Origin of the sequence: Haloarcula salina (assembly GCF_049603855.1) — an archaeon.
Classification (GTDB): Archaea; Halobacteriota; Halobacteria; order Halobacteriales; family Haloarculaceae; genus Haloarcula; species Haloarcula salina_A.
Map to the genome: position 1 here is coordinate 2,414,735 of NZ_CP187146.1, position 14,584 is coordinate 2,429,318.

Genomic DNA, 14,584 nt, shown 5'->3' on the forward strand with positions numbered 1-14,584 from the left:
TCACCGCTCGTAGGGCGTCCCGTCGGGCCGTTTCGCTCCCTCCGAGTCGTGGACGACGACCTCTCCGTCGGCCGGGTCCGCCGGCCGGTAGCTGTCGCGAACGCCGATCGCTTCTTCCAGTTCCCGCACCGCTCGCTCCTTGAGCGCCGCGGCCAGCGCCGCGGCCTCGTCGCGCGAGATATCGCGGCCCAGCCCCTCGCACTCGTGGGCCCTGACCAGTCCCTCCTCGTCGACCGCCTCGCCCATCGGCTGGCTCGTCCCACCGAGTGCGACGCTGAACGGGTAGGTCCGACAGATGAGCGGGCGGTCCTCGTGGACCGTACAGGCCCCCGTTCCGTCGTCGGCCTCGGCGTAGAACGTACAGTCGCCGCAGTCGTCGGTCTGGAGCGCCCACTCGAAGGTCTCGCCCTCGGGACCGTCCGGGCCGTCGTCCAGCCCGTACGGCATCGGCCGGGCCACGTCGCGGAAGTCGTAGTCTCCCGCGGCCTGTAACTGTCGAATCTCGTCGGGGAACACCGTCGCGGTGTGAGGGGCGCTCTCGCTTCGGTCGTCGGTGTCCCCGCCACAGCCGCCCGATTCCGCCTTACAGCAGGCCCCGCAGCGCGTGCACTCGAACCCGATGGTCTCGATGGCGTCGGCGAGCGCCGACTCGTCGAGGTCGCGGGCGCGTTCGAGTTCGGATTCGAGCGAGTTCACACCCGCAGTAGCGCCCGGACGGACAAAAGGGCGTCACCCCGCGGGCGAACCGCGGTCGGCAGACTCGATCGAGCGGGCGCGCTCGCCGTTCCACGTAATCTTGCCCTCGACGGCGAGTTTCTCCAGGTGTGCGTGCACCGTCGCCCGCGCGAGGTCGCGGACGCCGGAGAGGTCTTTCGCGTAGGCGGCGTCGAGAATCTCGTCGAGCGACTGTGCGCCCGAGCGGATCGCCTCGCGTACCCGGTCCTCGCGGTCGAGTCGGTGGGCAATCAGGCGCTCGCACGTCGCTCGCGGGTCCTCGATAGCGGGACCGTGACTCGGGAGCAGTCGGTCTGGGTTCCGAGCGTGGAGCCGGCGAAGCGATGTCAGGTACGCGCGAACGTCGCCTTCGGGCGCACCCACCACGACGCTCCCCTCGGCGACGGCCAGGTCGCCGGCGACGACGCGTCCCCCGGCCGCGAACGCGACGTGTTCCGGCGCGTGGCCCGGCGTCTCGACGACGGTCACCGGACCGGCGTCGGTCGGAATCGTCGTCCCCTCGCCGAAGACGCGGTCCGGTCGGACGCCGGTCGCAGCCTCGAACGCCGCGACGCGACCCCGGCGCGCCCAGACGGTGGCGTCGGTCGCTCTCGCGTAGTGAGCGACGCCGCCGACGTGGTCGGGATGGTGGTGCGTGACCGCGAGGTGAGAGACCGTGCGGTCGATGAGAAGGTCGTCCAGCGTGACGGTCGCGTCGGCGGGGTCAACGAGAAGTGCGTCGTCGGAACCGAGGAGGTACGCCGCCGTTTCGCCGGTCGGGGCACGTGTCGGAACGGACGCGTTGGTCCGCTGCCAGTCCATGCCGGCGGGTCAGACCGTGAGGAAATAAACCTGTTTGCGCGCGTCCGTGAAGCTGTATCGGGAGTCCACCAGCCCGGACTCTTCCAGGCGGTTCAGAGCGTACCGGACCGTCCGGTCCGGCAGCAGCGAGTCTTCGGCCAGTTGGCCCTGCGACAGCGGCGCGTCGTCTTCCAGCACCTTCGCCACGAGCTTGGCGCTCGGTGGGAGTTCCCGGAGCGTCTCGCGGAACTCCTCGTCGGTGAAGGGGGCTGGCGCGGCATTTTCAGTAAGTGCGCTCATACTCTGTGATATTCAAGTCTTGATGGTAAAACTTGGCTATATGTATGACCAAACAATACAGATTCTATAGAGTGTTTAATGTACCCTTATACACGCCTGTCATCATGTGGTTTCGGTCGTGGCATCGGTGAGGACATCGTGCGCCGGACCCGAACAGTCTGGCGTCGACCGGTCGACGGACCCGCCCGCCGAGACGGGATTCCAGTATCGTTTTATCCCCCGCGGGGTGAGCAATAGAGCGTGAAAGGGCAGGAGTGGTATCAGGCCGACACCGTGGCCGAAGAGTACGAGGCCAAGCGATTCTCCCGCGGAGGTCGGTTGATCGACCGCCGCGAGAAACAGGCGGTGCTCGACGCTATCGGACCCGTGGCCGACAAGAACGTGCTCGAAGTCGCCTGCGGGACCGGCCGGTTCACGGTGATGCTCGCCGAACGCGGCGCGAACATTACGGGACTCGACATCTCCGGGCCGATGCTCCAGCAGGGCCGCGAGAAGGCGCAAGCGACGGGTGTCGACGACCACGTGGAGTTCATGCGCGGCGACGCGGCCCGCCTGCCGTTCCCCGACGACCACTTCGATACGGTGTTCGCGATGCGATTCTTCCACCTCGCCGATACGCCGGCGGCGTTCCTCGCGGAGATGCGCCGCGTCTCGAAGGAACAGGTCTTCTTCGACACCTTCAATCGGTTCTCGACCCGGTCGATCTACAACTGGGCGCTCCCGATGGGGTCGCGGCTGTACTCCCGGTGGGAGATCGACCGGCTGCTCGACGGGGCCGGCCTCGAACTGACCGACGCCGACCACGACTGGCTGCTGCCCTACGGCTTTTACCGGAAGATCCCGAACGAACTGGCCGCTTCATTTCGCTCCATCGACACGGCGCTGGGGGGAACGCCGCTAGGCGAGAAGATGGCCTCGGTGTCGTACTGGAACACCCACGTCTAACGCTGACGGCGTCGTTTCCCGGACGGAGCCACTCACTGTGTGTCACACGCGGACGTTCGGCCCGCGACTTTTATGCGCCTTCGCCGACGTACCCTGAAACATGACTATTTCGGTAGTGGTCCCGACGCTCAACGGCCGTGAGGAGCTGGCCGGCTGTCTGGACGCACTCGCCGAGCAGGTCCCCGACGCCGAGACCATCGTCGTCAACGGACCGTCCGCCGACGGGACGACGGGGATGGTCCGGGACCGCGACGACGTGTCGGTCCTCGTCGAGATCGCGGACCGCTCCGTCACCGTCGCCCGCAACGCCGGCCTCGATCGGGCCACCGGGGACATCGTCGCGTTCGTGAATCAGGGACTGTCCGTCGAAGACGGCTGGGCCGACGCGATTCGCGAGGGGCTTTCGGGGGTGACCGAGGCGGTGACCGGGCCGACGCACGAGCGGCTCAGAGCCGGGATGACAACCGAATCGAAGGAGGCACGGACTATCGCCGGCCGCGAGGTGACGTACTTCAACCCCGGCAACGTGGCGTTCGACGCGGAGGTGCTGGAGCGCCTCGACGGCTTCGACGAGTACCTCTCGATCGGGAGCGCGCGCGACTTCGCCCACCGGATGGCGGCGGCCGGCCACGACCTCTCCTGGAGTTCCGAGATGTGCGTCAGCCGCGAGTTCGAGGCCGACGGCGGCATCCGCGAGACGGACTGGACCCCGAAGTACCGCTCGCTCACCTACCGGCTGGTGAAGAACTACAACCTCAGGCCGACCGTCGCCCGCCGCATCGCCGGGCACGCCGCGGCCGACGCGAAGGACGCGCTGTTCGACGTGGTTCGCGGGGACGCGACACCGTCACAGTGGCTCGGCACCGGCCAGGACGTGTTATCGGGCGTCGGCGCGGGCGTCGCGGACGGGGTCCGTGCCCGCCTCGGCGACCGCAGCGCTCGGCGGAATCCGAACGGTCGCTCCGCGCGGGCGGACCGCGCGGTGACGGTGTACGACTGGCGGTAGCCCCTCTGCCCTCCGCACGGACCGCATAGGGTCCGCACAGGGACCGCTCACGGAGCGAGTTCTTCGACGACGCGACTGGGATTGTTCGAGAAGACCTTTCGCATCGCGTCCTCGGGCACGTCGAGGGTGAGAATCTCCATGACGGCGACGTTCGGGTGGACGCTCGGAACGCCGCTGCCGAAGAGGACGCGGTCGGGGTGTTCGAGGATCGCACGTTCCATGGGCCGGCGGTAGCGGACGGCGCTGGTGTCGAGATACAGCTGGTCGTGCGAGTCGAGCAGATCGATGGCCGCGTCCATCAGGTCCCGGCGGAGCGGATGGGCCCCGAAGTGCGAGAGGACGACCGGGAAGTCGTACTGTAACAGCGTCTCGGCGACCGTCTCGGGCGGGAACCCCTCGCCGCCGTGGACGATGACCGGGAGCGACACGGCCTCCAGTTGTGAGAGCACGTCCTCGTCGGGCAGGCCGTCGGCCGGCGGGTGGAGCTTGAAGCCACAGAACCGGTCGTCGTAAGCGTACTGCTCGACGTCGTCCGGCGACGTGTGGGCGTCGGTCCTGCTGCTCGTGAGGTTCCGCAGGGCCGATCCGGGACCGCTGCCGGGGTCCCGAGCGCCGTTGACCCTGGCGAGTGCCACCATCGGCCGCTCGACGGTCATCCGGGCGACGGCGTTGTTGGCTTTCAGGTACGACCCCTCGCGCTCGCCGGGAAAGACCACGGCCCGGACGACGCCGGCCTGGTGCATCTCCCGTTCGAGTTGCTCGGGGTCGCCCATGCCGTCACGGGGACGGCGCTGCTCGTCGGGTTCGAGGCGCGCGTGCGTATCGACGACGCGGAACCCGTGCTCCAGCTCGAGCATCTACAGTACCGTGTGTATACCCCTCTATTAAAACATGCGTAGGCGTCCCCGAATCCGGGGCCGGGGCGGCGCTGTCACGGGATGTCGCGGCCCGTTACGTTAGAAAGATTTATATAGAACCGCTTGCCTTGTCTTAGGTGAGGTTCAATACACATGTCATCTGGCCAGCGACGCATGGGCGGCCAGCCTCTTTTCATCCTTGATGAGGACGCCCAGCGCACACACGGGAAGGACGCACAGTCGTCGAACATCTCTGCCGGCAAGGCCGTAAGCGAGTCCGTACGGACCACGCTCGGCCCCCGCGGCATGGACAAGATGCTCGTCTCCGACGACGGCGACGTGGTCATCACCAACGACGGGGCGACCATCCTCTCGGAGATGGACATCGAACACCCCGCCGCACAGATGATCGTCGAGGTCGCCCAGACCCAGGAGGACGAGGTGGGCGACGGCACGACGACGGCGTCTGTCCTGGCCGGTGAACTGCTGGCGAAGGGCGAGGACCTGCTCGACGACGACGTGCACCCGACGACCATCGTCGAGGGGTACTCCGCCGCCGCGAAACTGGCCCAGGAGGCCGTCGACGAGGCCGTTCTCGACGTCGACCTCGACGACGAGACACTGGTCGAGGTCGCCGAATCCTCGATGACCGGCAAGGGCACCGGCGACGTCGAGGCCGAGCGCCTCGCCGAAGTCGTCGTCGACGCCGTCCGCCACGCCAAGAGCGACAACGGCGTCATCCGAGACAACATCGAGGTCCACGCCCAGACGGGCGCGGCCTCCTCCGCGACGGAGCTCGTCGAGGGCGTCATCGTCGACGAGACGGCCGTCCACGACAACATGCCCCGCTCCGTCGAGGACGCGTCCATCGCCGTCGTCGACGCCGAACTCGACGTCCGCGAGAGCAACATCGACGCCGAGTACAACGTCTCCAGCGTCGACCAGCTCAACGCCGCGCTCGACGCCGAGGAGCAGGAGCTCAGCGGCTACGCCGAGGCCATCCTCGACAGCGGTGCTGACGTGGTCTTCGTCACGGAAGACGTAGCCGACCGCGTCGCCTCCCAGCTCGCCAAGGCGGGCGTCTTCGTCGTCGAGAGCGTCAGCTCCTCGACGGCCAAGGACATCGTCGAGGCGACGGGCGCGAAGCGGGTCGGCTCGCTCGACGCGCTCGACGAGGACGCCCTCGGCCACGCGGATGCCGTCGAGGTCGAGAAGCACGGCGACGACGAGGCGACGGTCATCACCGGCGGCGCGACCGCCGAGTCCGTCACGATCATGGCCCGCGGCTCCACCGAACACGTCGTCGACGAGATCGAGCGCGCGCTCAACGACGCGCTCGACACCGTCGTCGCCGCGCTCGACGCGGGCGGCGTGGTCCCCGGTGCCGGCGCGACCGAGATCGCCGTCGCCGACCACATCCGCTCCGAGGCGGCATCCATCGAGGGCCGCAAGCAGCTCGCCGTCGAGGCGTTCGCCGACGCCGTCGACGTGCTGCCCCGCACCCTCGCGGAGAACACGGGCCTCGACGCCATCGACGCGCTCGTCGACCTCCGCGCGGAACACGAGAGCGAGGGCATCGCCGGCGTCATCAGCGAAGGCCAGACCGGCGTCGTCGGTGACCCCGTCGAGTACGGCATCCTCGACCCCGCCGCGGTCAAGCGCGAGGCCATCGAGTCCGCGACCGAGGCCGCGACGATGATCGTCCGCATCGACGACGTTATCTCGTCTAGTTAGACAATCGAGCGTTTCAGCGCGAGGTCCTAACTCGACGAGAGTTCGAGTCGAGGTACGCGAGGTCGCTTCGCGACCTCGAAGCGAGCGGTTTCACCGCGAGGTCGCCTCGCGACCGCGTCGGCCTAACATCTGCATTCTTTCGGAGTACGAACGGCGAGCGACAGCTGTCGCACTTCCTCGATCGACTCCGAAACGTACGCGAGGGCGGTCAGTCCGTCGATTCGACCGTCAGCGTCAGCGTCGCGTCGTGGCCGTCGGCGAGCGCGGAAACGAGGGCGCGGTCCACGTCCCCGGCGGCGGCGTCGGCGTTCACCATCACGGTCCGGTCGTCGACGTAGTCGCTCGTCCGCAGGACGTGGCTGCGCTCGTTCTCGAAGGTCAGATCGGGGTGGCCGGAACCGGTCACCGTGACGCTCTGCTCGCCGGCCGCGATGGTCGCCGTGATGGTCGCGTCGGCGTCCTGGCAGGCCGAGACGAAGGCCTCGTCGAAGTCCGCGGGGACGCGGTCGGCGTCGACGGCGAGGATGCAGTCGCCGGCCGGCGTCAGGAAGTCGTCGCTGGTGACTTCGAGCGTGCTCGCGTGCTCGCCCGTGACGTTCTCGTGGCCGCTCGCGCGGACCACCTCTTCGCGTGACATAGCTTCCGCTCGAACGCGGTGCTACTTCAGCGAGACGACTCCGGGCGGGCAACGGTCACTGTCACCGCACCGCAGGCACACTCGTGGGCCTCGCGGCGGCCGGCCTCGATCTCGAAGGCCAGCGCCGGGTCGCCGAGCGGCCGCTCGCAGTCTGGAGCCTCACAGGTCGGCGTCGCCGCCTCGTGCAGTTCGGTGAACATACCAGTTCGTAGGGGGCGCACCTACCTCAAGGCGAGCCATGTCCGGAGTGAAAGTGAAAGTGAAGCACGGGGCAAAGGATATGGCCGCGGAGAACGCGCCACAAGGTATGTCGCTGGAGTGGCGCGGCGCGGCGGTTGCGCCGGACGACGAGATGCCGACCCCGGAGGCGTGGAAACCGGTGACGGTCCCCGGACGGCCAGAGCAGTTCGCCGGCGCGGACGCCGTCGCGTACGAGACGACCGTATCGGACCCCCGTTCGGCGGACGACGAGCACGCGTTTCTCGTCCTCGAGGGGGCCTTCGCTCACACGCGTGTGTGGTGCAACGGAGAGTTGCTCGCCAGCCACGACGCGTACTTCGAGCCGCTTCGGGTGGCGTTGCCCGACGCCGAGGAACTGCGGGTGGTGGTGGAGTGTCGCGCGCCCGAGGACCGCTTCGGCGGCCTGCACGCGACCGACCAGTTGCCCGCCGAGCGCTGCGTCCCGGGCATCTGGTGGGGCGCGGAGATAGCGACCCGACCGGACCCCTGCGTGCGCGAACTGTCGGCGCGACCGCGGCTGCACGACGACGGCGCGGCCGTCGAAGTGACGGCCACCGTCGCGACCGACGAGCCGCTCGACGACCGGCTCACGCTCTCCCTGCGACCCGAGGGCGACGTTCGGGGCGGCGGGATGATGGACCGCGCGCGGGTCTCGACCGACGCCGGGACGGAGACGGTCACCTACGCGATGGACGTGCGCGACCCCTCGCTGTGGTGGCCCCACGACCGCGGTGAGCAGTCCCGCTACGTCGTCAGGGCGAAACTCGGCGACGACGAGCACACCGCGACGACCGGTCTGGCGAGCGTCGAGTACGACGACGGCCTGACGGTCAACGGCGAGGACGTTCGGGTCCGCGGCGTGACACTCGTCGACCCGACCGTCGCGGACGTCGAGCGGGCCGTCCGGGCCAACGCGAACCTGGTCCGCGTCCGCGCGCAGGGCGCGCCCCCGGACGTGGCCGCGGCCTGCGACGAACACGGCGTCCTCCTCTGGCAGGACCTCCCGCTGTCCGGACCCGGCGCGTTCGACCCCGAGCGTGGGATGGACCTCGCAGAGCGGCTCGACGGGACGTACGGCCGGCACCCGAGCTTCGCCGCCGTCGGCGTCCACGACGACCCGGTGTCGCCGTACGCCGACGGGCTCGGGTCGGGATTCCTCGACCGCCTGCGCTTTCGCTTTCGGGCGTGGCGGGCCGGCTACGACGCGGCGGACGCCGACGCCGTCGGCGAAACGGTCGAGTCCGTCCCGACGTTTCCAGTCGTCGGCCCGCCGGGAATCGGCCCAGACGCCGTCACGCTCTACCCGGGGTGGCGCTACGGTTCCGTGGACGACCTCGAGTGGCTCTGTGAGCGCTTCGACGTCGGCGATGTCATCGCCGGGTTCGGCGCGGGGTCGCTCGGGCGACCAGACCCGGAAGCGGCCCCCGGGTTCGACCGCTCGTGCCACGACCGCCACGTCGAGGACGGCGTCGACGCCTCGCAGGCGTATCAGGCGAACGTCGTCCGGCGGGTCACCGAGCAACTCCGTCAGCGCGAGGCGACGATGCTCGTCGCGGACTGCCTGCGCGACGCGGGCGACGCCGGCATGGGACTGGTGACCGCCGGCGGCGACGAGAAGCCCGCGTACGACGCGCTGACGAACGGCTACGAGCCGACGCAGATCGTGCTCTCCGATCCGCGCCCGGGCGAGCGCGAGATCGTGATCCTCCACGACCGCCCGGCCAGGGCGGCCCTTACCGTCGAGTGGGACCGAAACGGCGACCGCGAACAAGTCGAACACACCGTCGGCCCGTTCGCTCGCATCACCGTCGACACCCTCTCGCTGTCGGCCGGCGACGACGTGACACTCGCCGTGACCGACGGCCAGCGGGTCGCCACGAACGAGTACACTATCTCTGAGTAATATATTTCCGTTATATATAAGGTACTCTCATAGTCGTGTGACTCCCTCACCTCCGAATATGAGGCGTGTGAGGGGTTGACGCGGTATTCGGTGCACCGGAATATTTAAACAATATCCACCTCTATCTGTAGACACCAGAACGCTTCCGCGTTCAGGCAGTATCGCTTTCAGCCCAACATGAGAGGGAACCCTTGTTATTGGTGCCAGCCCCTCAGTAGTGGCTCGACTGTCTGTGCTGAAGCGGTGATGGCATAGAGGTTTCAACAATGGCAGACTCGATAGACGAATCAAAGAACGTTACAGTAACCGAAGAGGATCTCGAAAACAAATCGAAGGGCGAGCTCATCAAACTCGCCGGCCAGCTCCGCGACCGCCGCAACGAGCTGAACCAGATGGCGTCCGAGCGGGCGTCCGCCCGCGACGACCTGAACGCGAAGACCCGCGAGAAGGTCGACGAGGCCCAGGAACACCGCGAGAAGCGCGACGAGCTCAACGAGCAGGTCCAGGAGCACAAGGACAAGCGAAACGAGCTCAACGCGGAGGCCAACGAGCTCTTCGACAAGGTCGACAATCTCAAGAACGATCTCGAACTCGACGAGGGCACGTCCGTCGAGCAGCTCAAAGAAGAGATCGAAGACCTCGAGTTCAAACAGCAGACGGAGGTCCTCTCCTCGGAAGACGAGAAGGAGCTCATCGAGAAGATCGAGACCAAGCGCGAGAAGCTCCAGGAGAAACAGGAGAAGCTCGATCAGGGCGGCGACCTCGAAGAGCTCAAAGAGGAGGCCGAAGAGGTCCGATCAGAAGCCTCGAAGCACCACCAGAAGGTCACGGAGCTGGCCGACGAGGCCCAGAAGCACCACAACGAGATGATCGAGGCCTACCGCGAGGCCGACGAGATCCGTGACGAGGCCGACGAGAAGCACGAGGAGTTCGTCGAGGCCCAGGAAGCGGCCGACCAGCACCACGAGGACTTCGTCCGCGTCCAGAAGCGCCTGCGCGAACTCGACAAGAAGGAAGAGGAGCAGGAGCGCTCCCAGCGCGAGGAAAAGCAGGAGGCCGCCCGCGAGGAGGCCGAGGAGATCTACCAGAAGTTCAAGGAAGGCGAGACCCTCGACACCGAGGACCTGATGAAGCTGCAGAAAGCTGGCAAGCTGTAACCTCGCCCCATTCTCTCTCTGTTTTCTCGACTCCGTAGATGCATCTCACACTCGTCTCGTCGCCGCTCGATGCGCTCGCGTCACTGAGCACCGGTGTCGGCGGACTGGCGCTACTACCGACGGCCCTGGGCGGCGTGCTCTTTGGCCTCGCGCTCGCCGCCCCGCCCGGGCCGATGAACGCGGTCATCGCCGAGGAGAGCGCGGTCCGCGGGTGGCGGGCCGGTTTCTTCGCCGGCCTCGGCGCGATGACGGCCGACGCCTGCTTCTTCGTGCTCGCGGTGCTCGGCGTCGCGGCCGTCGTGACCGAGACGCCGGGCCTGCGACGCGTGATGATCGGTGCGGGCGGCCTCCTGATGCTCTGGTTCGCCTACGGCGCGGTTCGTGAGGCCCACGCGGTGGCCACGGCGGATCACGCGGTCGACGACGACCAGAGTCGCGGCTTTCGGAAGGCGCTGGTGCTGGCGCTGACGAATCCGTATCAGGTCGCCTTCTGGCTCACCGTCGGCGTCGGTCTGCTCGAACCCGGGACGGTCGACGTGGCGTCGTTCGTCCCGGCGCTATCGGCCGGTGCGACCGACGCGCTGGTGGTCCAGACCGGTCACCCGGTGCTGATGGGCGGCTTCTTCGGCGGCATCGCGCTCTGGATCACGGGGTTCCCGGCGGCGATCGTCGCCGCGAGAAACCGCGTCGAGCGACTCGCGCCGCTGGTCGCGTGGGTCAGCGCCGCCGTGCTGGCCGCCACCGGCGTGCTCTTCGTCGTTCGGGCGCTATGAGTCGCCCATCCCGGTCGCCACGTCGTCGAGTTCCTCCTCGACGGCCATCTCGGCGACCTCCATCGTCAGCCACTCCTGGAACCAGCGGGTCCGCTTGAGCCGCTGGTGGATGATGGACTCTGCCGTGTCGCTCTCGACGCGCTCGCGGGCGTCTTCGCCGCGTTCGATGACCCGGTCGACCATCTCGGCGGCGTCCATGTGCGTCCGGGACTCGTAGCCCATGCGGAGCAACATCAGCGCGGTCCCGTTCGCACCGACCTTGTCGAGGATGTCCGCCTCGATGAGACACTGAACCTCGAGCGGCAGATCGTCGAGCGGGCCCTGATACGAGTGGGCCTCGACGGCCGAACACACCTGCTCGACGAACGACTCGGGGTAGTCACCGTGGGTCGTGAGGTACTCGCGGGCGATCCGCGCGCCCGCTTCCGCGTGGACGTCCTGCTCGGCTTCGAGTTTCGCGATGTCGTGAAAGAGTGCGGCCACGCGCGTCACGTCGACGTTCGCCCCTTCCTTGCGGGCGATCTTCGTCGCAATGTCGACGACGTTGAGGATGTGGTTGAAGCGGTACTCCGCCGAGTGCCACGGGTACCACCGCATGCGACCGCCCTCGTCCTCGTTTTCGACGCTCGCGGCGAGGTAGCCGTGGACGAACTCCTTCATGTCCTCGAACGCGTCCGCCGAGACAGGTGACTCCCTAATCTCGACGCCCACAGCACCACCTCCGGCGACGGATTCCGATATTCATCTTACACATATAGAGGTACGTTCGACTCTTTAGCGTTACGACAGGGAGAACGACTGGCACGGACGTCGTATCGCTCCCGAGCGAGCGACGCCGATGCGGGTTCGGCCGGCGATCTGTCGACCTGCCAGAGAGTCCATCGCGGGCGTGTCGCAGGTGGGAAGCCACCCGACGTCCGTGAATACTCCACCCCGGTTCTCAGCGACCGGGAACCCGGGCCCGTATTTTTAGTTCTAGTTGGATAATGAGTACATATGTACTCAGCCCTGCTTCACGTCTCCAGTGCTGGCGGTGGGAGTATCGGTCACGTCATCAACCAACACATCGTCTCCGACATCCTTGTCGGCGTATTCATCGCGCTGTGTCTGTTCGGCCTGTACTACCGGCTGATCCTCGTTCCGGCCAGCGAGCGACAGACCTCACAGGGGAGTCCGCCGCCGGGAAATACGGGGAACTAGAGGTAGGCGGCGTCCCAGCGGAGCGGCTTTCGCACGTTCCCGCAGTTGTTGCACTCGATCCGCCCCATCGAGTTCATCGCGTTCGCGAGTGACTCGCAGTTGCTACAGAAGTACCCGTAGCGATCGTCGCCGTCCTCGGTCGTGTACACCACGTGGAACGGCTCGATGGACCCCTTCTCGTGAGTGTCGTGATCGACGTAGACGGTCTTCCCCGACTCGTCCGTGATCGGATCGCGCCCGATTTCGTCGGCGTCGGTGTAGAGGTTCTCGACGTAGGTTCGCTCGCCGATATCGACCTCCCCGGTGCCGACCCGCTCGAAACCCCGGTCCTCGTAGAACGTGTTCCCCTCCACGTTGTCCGCGAGCACCCGCCCGTGAATCGTCTCGGCCCCGCGGTCGCGGAGCACGCGGTCGGTCTCGTCGAACAGCGCGGAGCCGATGCCCTCACCGCGGTAGGACGGGTCGACGTGCAACCACAGAATCGTCCCGACGTGGTCGCCCGAGAAGACGCTCTCGGAGACGCCGACGACCTGCCCGTCCCGGTCGGCGACGAGGAGGAGTCGGTCGTCGTCCCCCAGTATCTCCTCGATGCGGTCCTCGTCGTACCACTCCTCGATAGCGCTGGTGATTGCCTCCGGTCCAAGCGAGTACGATGCTACCAACGACCGTCGCGCCACGTCCCGGATCGCCGGCCGGTCGGCCGGCTCCGCTTCTCGGATTCGCATGTGACACTAATTGGCACGACGCGTTATAAATCTACAGTTATGTCTCGTCTATTGTCACGTCCGTCCTGATATCGGATGCACCGTTGATGGCATTGGCACTCAGGTCCGATTCAATTGTCGTTCGCAGAAAAGCCGGTACAGTGGGTCGAGCACGGAGAGCGCGCGGCTCACCGGCAACTGAGCGGGCCACGAGTACTCTCGCTGTTACACAGGCCAGGGCGGATTCGAACCTTCCGAAGACTCGCTTCGCTCGTCTCCTGGGGTTCGAATCCACCATCCGCTATTCGTCCTCACTTCGTTCGGACAGAATAGTCCCGGGCGGATTCGAACCGCCGTCAAGGGCTCCAAAGGCCCTTATGATTGGCCACTACACCACGGGACTTCACTTCGCTCGTCTCGCGAGGGTCACGAACCAGACGGATTCGCTCACCACCACGGGACCGAACTCCCGCAACTCGCTCGCGGGCTGTACTCTGAGTAACCGACGGAACGCACTTGAACGCTTCGAGAGTCAGTCGCTCGTCGCCTCGGCCTCGACTTCGAGGAGGCCGCAGACGTCGTCCTCGGCGTCGAAGCAGTCCGGGCACTTGGGGTCGCGGTCGATGATCGTATCCAGTCGGTCGGCGACCGTCTCGTCGATGACGCCTTCGAGCTGTTTGGCCTCGGTGCGGAACTCCTCGACTTCGAGCACCTCGACGAGGAATCGCTCGATGATGCAGTAGTTCTGGAGCGCCTCGCGGGCCTGGTGGATGCCGTCGTCGGTCAGGTCGACGCCCTTGTACTTCTCGTGGTTGAGCAGCCCGCGGTCCTCGAGCTTTCCGATCATCTCGTTGGCGCTGGCCGGGCTAACGTCGAGCATGTCGGCCACGTCGCCGGTCGATGCGGAGCCGTCTTTCTGCTGTTGCGTGAGATAGATCGCTTTCAGGTACTGGGCCTGTGAGTTCATTGCTGGGCCTCCATCAGGTCAGTCACTTCTTCGACGCCTTCGGCCTCTTCCGCCCGGATGTCCGAGAGCACGTCGAGCAGCCGTTCTCGATCGACGCTGAACGACACGTCCGACGCCTCGATCGCTTCGATGAGGTCGTCGTAGAACTTGTACGCCGTCTCCTCGTTACAGAGCTGATCGTAGAGGACGCCGTCGAAGTCCTCGTCGGACTCGTACTGGGCCTCGACCAGCATCTCGATCTCCTCGAAGGCGACGGTGTCCGCCTCCAGATCGTCGACCAGTTCCTCCAGTCGACGGCGGTGGTCCGCCGACTCCGTCGAAGCGTGTTCGAGGAGTTCGATCACGTCTGGATCGAGTTCGTCTCCCGTCTCCTCCGCGTGCTTCGCGGATCGGGCCTCGACGACCTCTTCGAGGACGATACCGATCTGCAGCAACCGGGCGAGCTGATGGTCCGACCCCACCGGCTGCGTGAGGCTCACGACATCACCCCCACGCGGCGCTGTGATGCAGTCATGGGCGTAATTCGGGGAGGGGCGGACTTAAGCGGTTCCCTGTCGGCGTCCCGTGAGCCGGCGAGATGGGCACACCTGCCGGCCACGTATCGGATAGCAACGCGGGCAAAACGAGGTGTTCGCGCAGACGCCGA

General features: G+C 66.8%; 17 protein-coding genes and 1 tRNA gene. 7 read left to right on the plus strand and 11 right to left on the minus strand.

All coding sequences use genetic code 11. From position 1 onward, the window contains the following. From ACOZ4I_RS12410 to ACOZ4I_RS12420, 3 genes are read right to left on the minus strand one after another with little or no spacing between them, the layout of a single operon-like run. A complete protein-coding gene (locus tag ACOZ4I_RS12410) occupies positions 1–696 on the minus strand; it encodes a YkgJ family cysteine cluster protein (RefSeq protein ID WP_423999980.1) in 696 nt (231 codons plus the stop codon). Between the two features lie 33 nt (positions 697–729). Continuing rightward, positions 730–1,536 carry an MBL fold metallo-hydrolase gene (locus ACOZ4I_RS12415; protein ID WP_423999982.1) on the minus strand — a complete coding sequence of 269 codons (807 nt, stop codon included), beginning with the start codon at positions 1,534–1,536 and terminating at the stop codon, positions 730–732. A gap of 9 nt (positions 1,537–1,545) precedes the next feature. After that, on the minus strand, positions 1,546–1,815 hold the full coding sequence (locus ACOZ4I_RS12420) for a helix-turn-helix domain-containing protein (RefSeq protein ID WP_162412708.1): 270 nt from the start codon (positions 1,813–1,815) through the stop codon (positions 1,546–1,548). Positions 1,816–2,055: 240 nt separating this feature from the next. Between ACOZ4I_RS12420 and ACOZ4I_RS12425 the strand changes: the two genes are divergently transcribed. Further along, positions 2,056–2,760, plus strand: coding sequence for a class I SAM-dependent methyltransferase (locus tag ACOZ4I_RS12425; RefSeq protein WP_423999984.1), 705 nt, complete (start codon positions 2,056–2,058; stop codon positions 2,758–2,760). A 100-nt stretch (positions 2,761–2,860) separates the two neighbouring features. After that, positions 2,861–3,766 (plus strand): glycosyltransferase family 2 protein, encoded by a 906-nt coding sequence (locus ACOZ4I_RS12430; RefSeq protein ID WP_423999986.1) that lies wholly within the window; start codon positions 2,861–2,863, stop codon positions 3,764–3,766. A 47-nt stretch (positions 3,767–3,813) separates the two neighbouring features. Here ACOZ4I_RS12430 and ACOZ4I_RS12435 read toward each other — a convergent pair whose 3' ends face one another. Continuing rightward, complete coding sequence (locus ACOZ4I_RS12435; RefSeq protein ID WP_423999988.1) at positions 3,814–4,623, minus strand: amidohydrolase family protein; 810 nt, start codon at positions 4,621–4,623, stop codon at positions 3,814–3,816. Between the two features lie 174 nt (positions 4,624–4,797). Here ACOZ4I_RS12435 and thsA point away from each other — a divergent pair, with 174 nt between their 5' ends. Next, positions 4,798–6,357 (plus strand): thermosome subunit alpha, encoded by a 1,560-nt coding sequence (gene thsA, locus ACOZ4I_RS12440; RefSeq protein WP_424004805.1) that lies wholly within the window; start codon positions 4,798–4,800, stop codon positions 6,355–6,357. A 208-nt stretch (positions 6,358–6,565) separates the two neighbouring features. Here the strand turns inward: thsA and ACOZ4I_RS12445 are convergent, their stop codons facing one another. Together ACOZ4I_RS12445 and ACOZ4I_RS12450 are read right to left on the minus strand one after the other, a co-directional pair. Continuing rightward, positions 6,566–6,994 (minus strand): DUF371 domain-containing protein, encoded by a 429-nt coding sequence (locus tag ACOZ4I_RS12445; protein ID WP_423999990.1) that lies wholly within the window; start codon positions 6,992–6,994, stop codon positions 6,566–6,568. Positions 6,995–7,020: 26 nt separating this feature from the next. Further along, positions 7,021–7,194, minus strand: a complete 174-nt coding sequence (locus tag ACOZ4I_RS12450; protein ID WP_423999992.1) for a hypothetical protein — start codon at positions 7,192–7,194, stop codon at positions 7,021–7,023. A 107-nt stretch (positions 7,195–7,301) separates the two neighbouring features. On the opposite strand from ACOZ4I_RS12450, the gene ACOZ4I_RS12455 reads away from it, so the two are divergent. From ACOZ4I_RS12455 to ACOZ4I_RS12465, 3 genes are all read left to right on the plus strand, one after another. Then, positions 7,302–9,137 carry a hydrolase gene (locus tag ACOZ4I_RS12455; RefSeq protein WP_423999994.1) on the plus strand — a complete coding sequence of 612 codons (1,836 nt, stop codon included), beginning with the start codon at positions 7,302–7,304 and terminating at the stop codon, positions 9,135–9,137. A gap of 266 nt (positions 9,138–9,403) precedes the next feature. Beyond that, positions 9,404–10,294: a coiled-coil protein gene (locus ACOZ4I_RS12460; RefSeq protein ID WP_101350746.1), complete on the plus strand. Its 891-nt coding sequence runs from the start codon at positions 9,404–9,406 to the stop codon at positions 10,292–10,294. 38 nt (positions 10,295–10,332) lie between these two features. Continuing rightward, entirely contained in the window at positions 10,333–11,067 is a 735-nt protein-coding gene (locus ACOZ4I_RS12465; RefSeq protein ID WP_423999996.1) for a LysE family translocator, read from the plus strand. On the opposite strand, the gene ACOZ4I_RS12470 is transcribed toward ACOZ4I_RS12465, so the two are convergent. Beyond that, positions 11,062–11,778, minus strand: coding sequence for an HD domain-containing protein (locus ACOZ4I_RS12470; protein ID WP_423999998.1), 717 nt, complete (start codon positions 11,776–11,778; stop codon positions 11,062–11,064). The two genes, ACOZ4I_RS12465 and ACOZ4I_RS12470, sit on opposite strands and share 6 nt — an antisense overlap. Before the next feature lie 285 nt (positions 11,779–12,063). Here ACOZ4I_RS12470 and ACOZ4I_RS12475 point away from each other — a divergent pair, with 285 nt between their 5' ends. Further along, complete coding sequence (locus ACOZ4I_RS12475) at positions 12,064–12,267, plus strand: hypothetical protein (RefSeq protein WP_424000000.1); 204 nt, start codon at positions 12,064–12,066, stop codon at positions 12,265–12,267. On the opposite strand, the gene ACOZ4I_RS12480 is transcribed toward ACOZ4I_RS12475, so the two are convergent. The 4 genes from ACOZ4I_RS12480 to ACOZ4I_RS12495 all read right to left on the minus strand — a co-directional run bounded on the left by ACOZ4I_RS12480 (position 12,264) and on the right by ACOZ4I_RS12495 (position 14,417). Then, positions 12,264–12,992 (minus strand): GNAT family N-acetyltransferase, encoded by a 729-nt coding sequence (locus ACOZ4I_RS12480; protein ID WP_424000002.1) that lies wholly within the window; start codon positions 12,990–12,992, stop codon positions 12,264–12,266. The two genes, ACOZ4I_RS12475 and ACOZ4I_RS12480, sit on opposite strands and share 4 nt — an antisense overlap. A 309-nt stretch (positions 12,993–13,301) precedes the next feature. After that, a tRNA-Gln gene (locus ACOZ4I_RS12485) sits at positions 13,302–13,374 on the minus strand. 129 nt (positions 13,375–13,503) lie between these two features. Continuing rightward, positions 13,504–13,938 (minus strand): metal-dependent transcriptional regulator, encoded by a 435-nt coding sequence (locus ACOZ4I_RS12490; RefSeq protein ID WP_424000004.1) that lies wholly within the window; start codon positions 13,936–13,938, stop codon positions 13,504–13,506. After that, positions 13,935–14,417, minus strand: coding sequence for a ferritin-like domain-containing protein (locus ACOZ4I_RS12495; RefSeq protein WP_424000006.1), 483 nt, complete (start codon positions 14,415–14,417; stop codon positions 13,935–13,937). Before ACOZ4I_RS12495 ends, ACOZ4I_RS12490 begins: the two co-directional genes overlap by 4 nt. Positions 14,418–14,584 lie beyond the last annotated feature (167 nt).

What these genes read in the sequence shown, in the direction of transcription:
- ACOZ4I_RS12415 (WP_423999982.1), bottom strand. Translation starts at nt 1,536, where the DNA reads ATGGACTGGCAGCGGACCAACGCGTCCGTTCCGACACGTGCCCCGACC.
- ACOZ4I_RS12420 (WP_162412708.1), bottom strand. Translation starts at nt 1,815, where the DNA reads ATGAGCGCACTTACTGAAAATGCCGCGCCAGCCCCCTTCACCGACGAG.
- ACOZ4I_RS12430 (WP_423999986.1), top strand. Translation starts at nt 2,861, where the DNA reads ATGACTATTTCGGTAGTGGTCCCGACGCTCAACGGCCGTGAGGAGCTG.
- ACOZ4I_RS12435 (WP_423999988.1), bottom strand. Translation starts at nt 4,623, where the DNA reads ATGCTCGAGCTGGAGCACGGGTTCCGCGTCGTCGATACGCACGCGCGC.
- thsA (WP_424004805.1), top strand. Translation starts at nt 4,798, where the DNA reads ATGGGCGGCCAGCCTCTTTTCATCCTTGATGAGGACGCCCAGCGCACA.
- ACOZ4I_RS12445 (WP_423999990.1), bottom strand. Translation starts at nt 6,994, where the DNA reads ATGTCACGCGAAGAGGTGGTCCGCGCGAGCGGCCACGAGAACGTCACG.
- ACOZ4I_RS12450 (WP_423999992.1), bottom strand. Translation starts at nt 7,194, where the DNA reads ATGTTCACCGAACTGCACGAGGCGGCGACGCCGACCTGTGAGGCTCCA.
- ACOZ4I_RS12455 (WP_423999994.1), top strand. Translation starts at nt 7,302, where the DNA reads ATGTCGCTGGAGTGGCGCGGCGCGGCGGTTGCGCCGGACGACGAGATG.
- ACOZ4I_RS12460 (WP_101350746.1), top strand. Translation starts at nt 9,404, where the DNA reads ATGGCAGACTCGATAGACGAATCAAAGAACGTTACAGTAACCGAAGAG.
- ACOZ4I_RS12465 (WP_423999996.1), top strand. Translation starts at nt 10,333, where the DNA reads ATGCATCTCACACTCGTCTCGTCGCCGCTCGATGCGCTCGCGTCACTG.
- ACOZ4I_RS12475 (WP_424000000.1), top strand. Translation starts at nt 12,064, where the DNA reads ATGTACTCAGCCCTGCTTCACGTCTCCAGTGCTGGCGGTGGGAGTATC.
- ACOZ4I_RS12480 (WP_424000002.1), bottom strand. Translation starts at nt 12,992, where the DNA reads ATGCGAATCCGAGAAGCGGAGCCGGCCGACCGGCCGGCGATCCGGGAC.
- ACOZ4I_RS12490 (WP_424000004.1), bottom strand. Translation starts at nt 13,938, where the DNA reads ATGAACTCACAGGCCCAGTACCTGAAAGCGATCTATCTCACGCAACAG.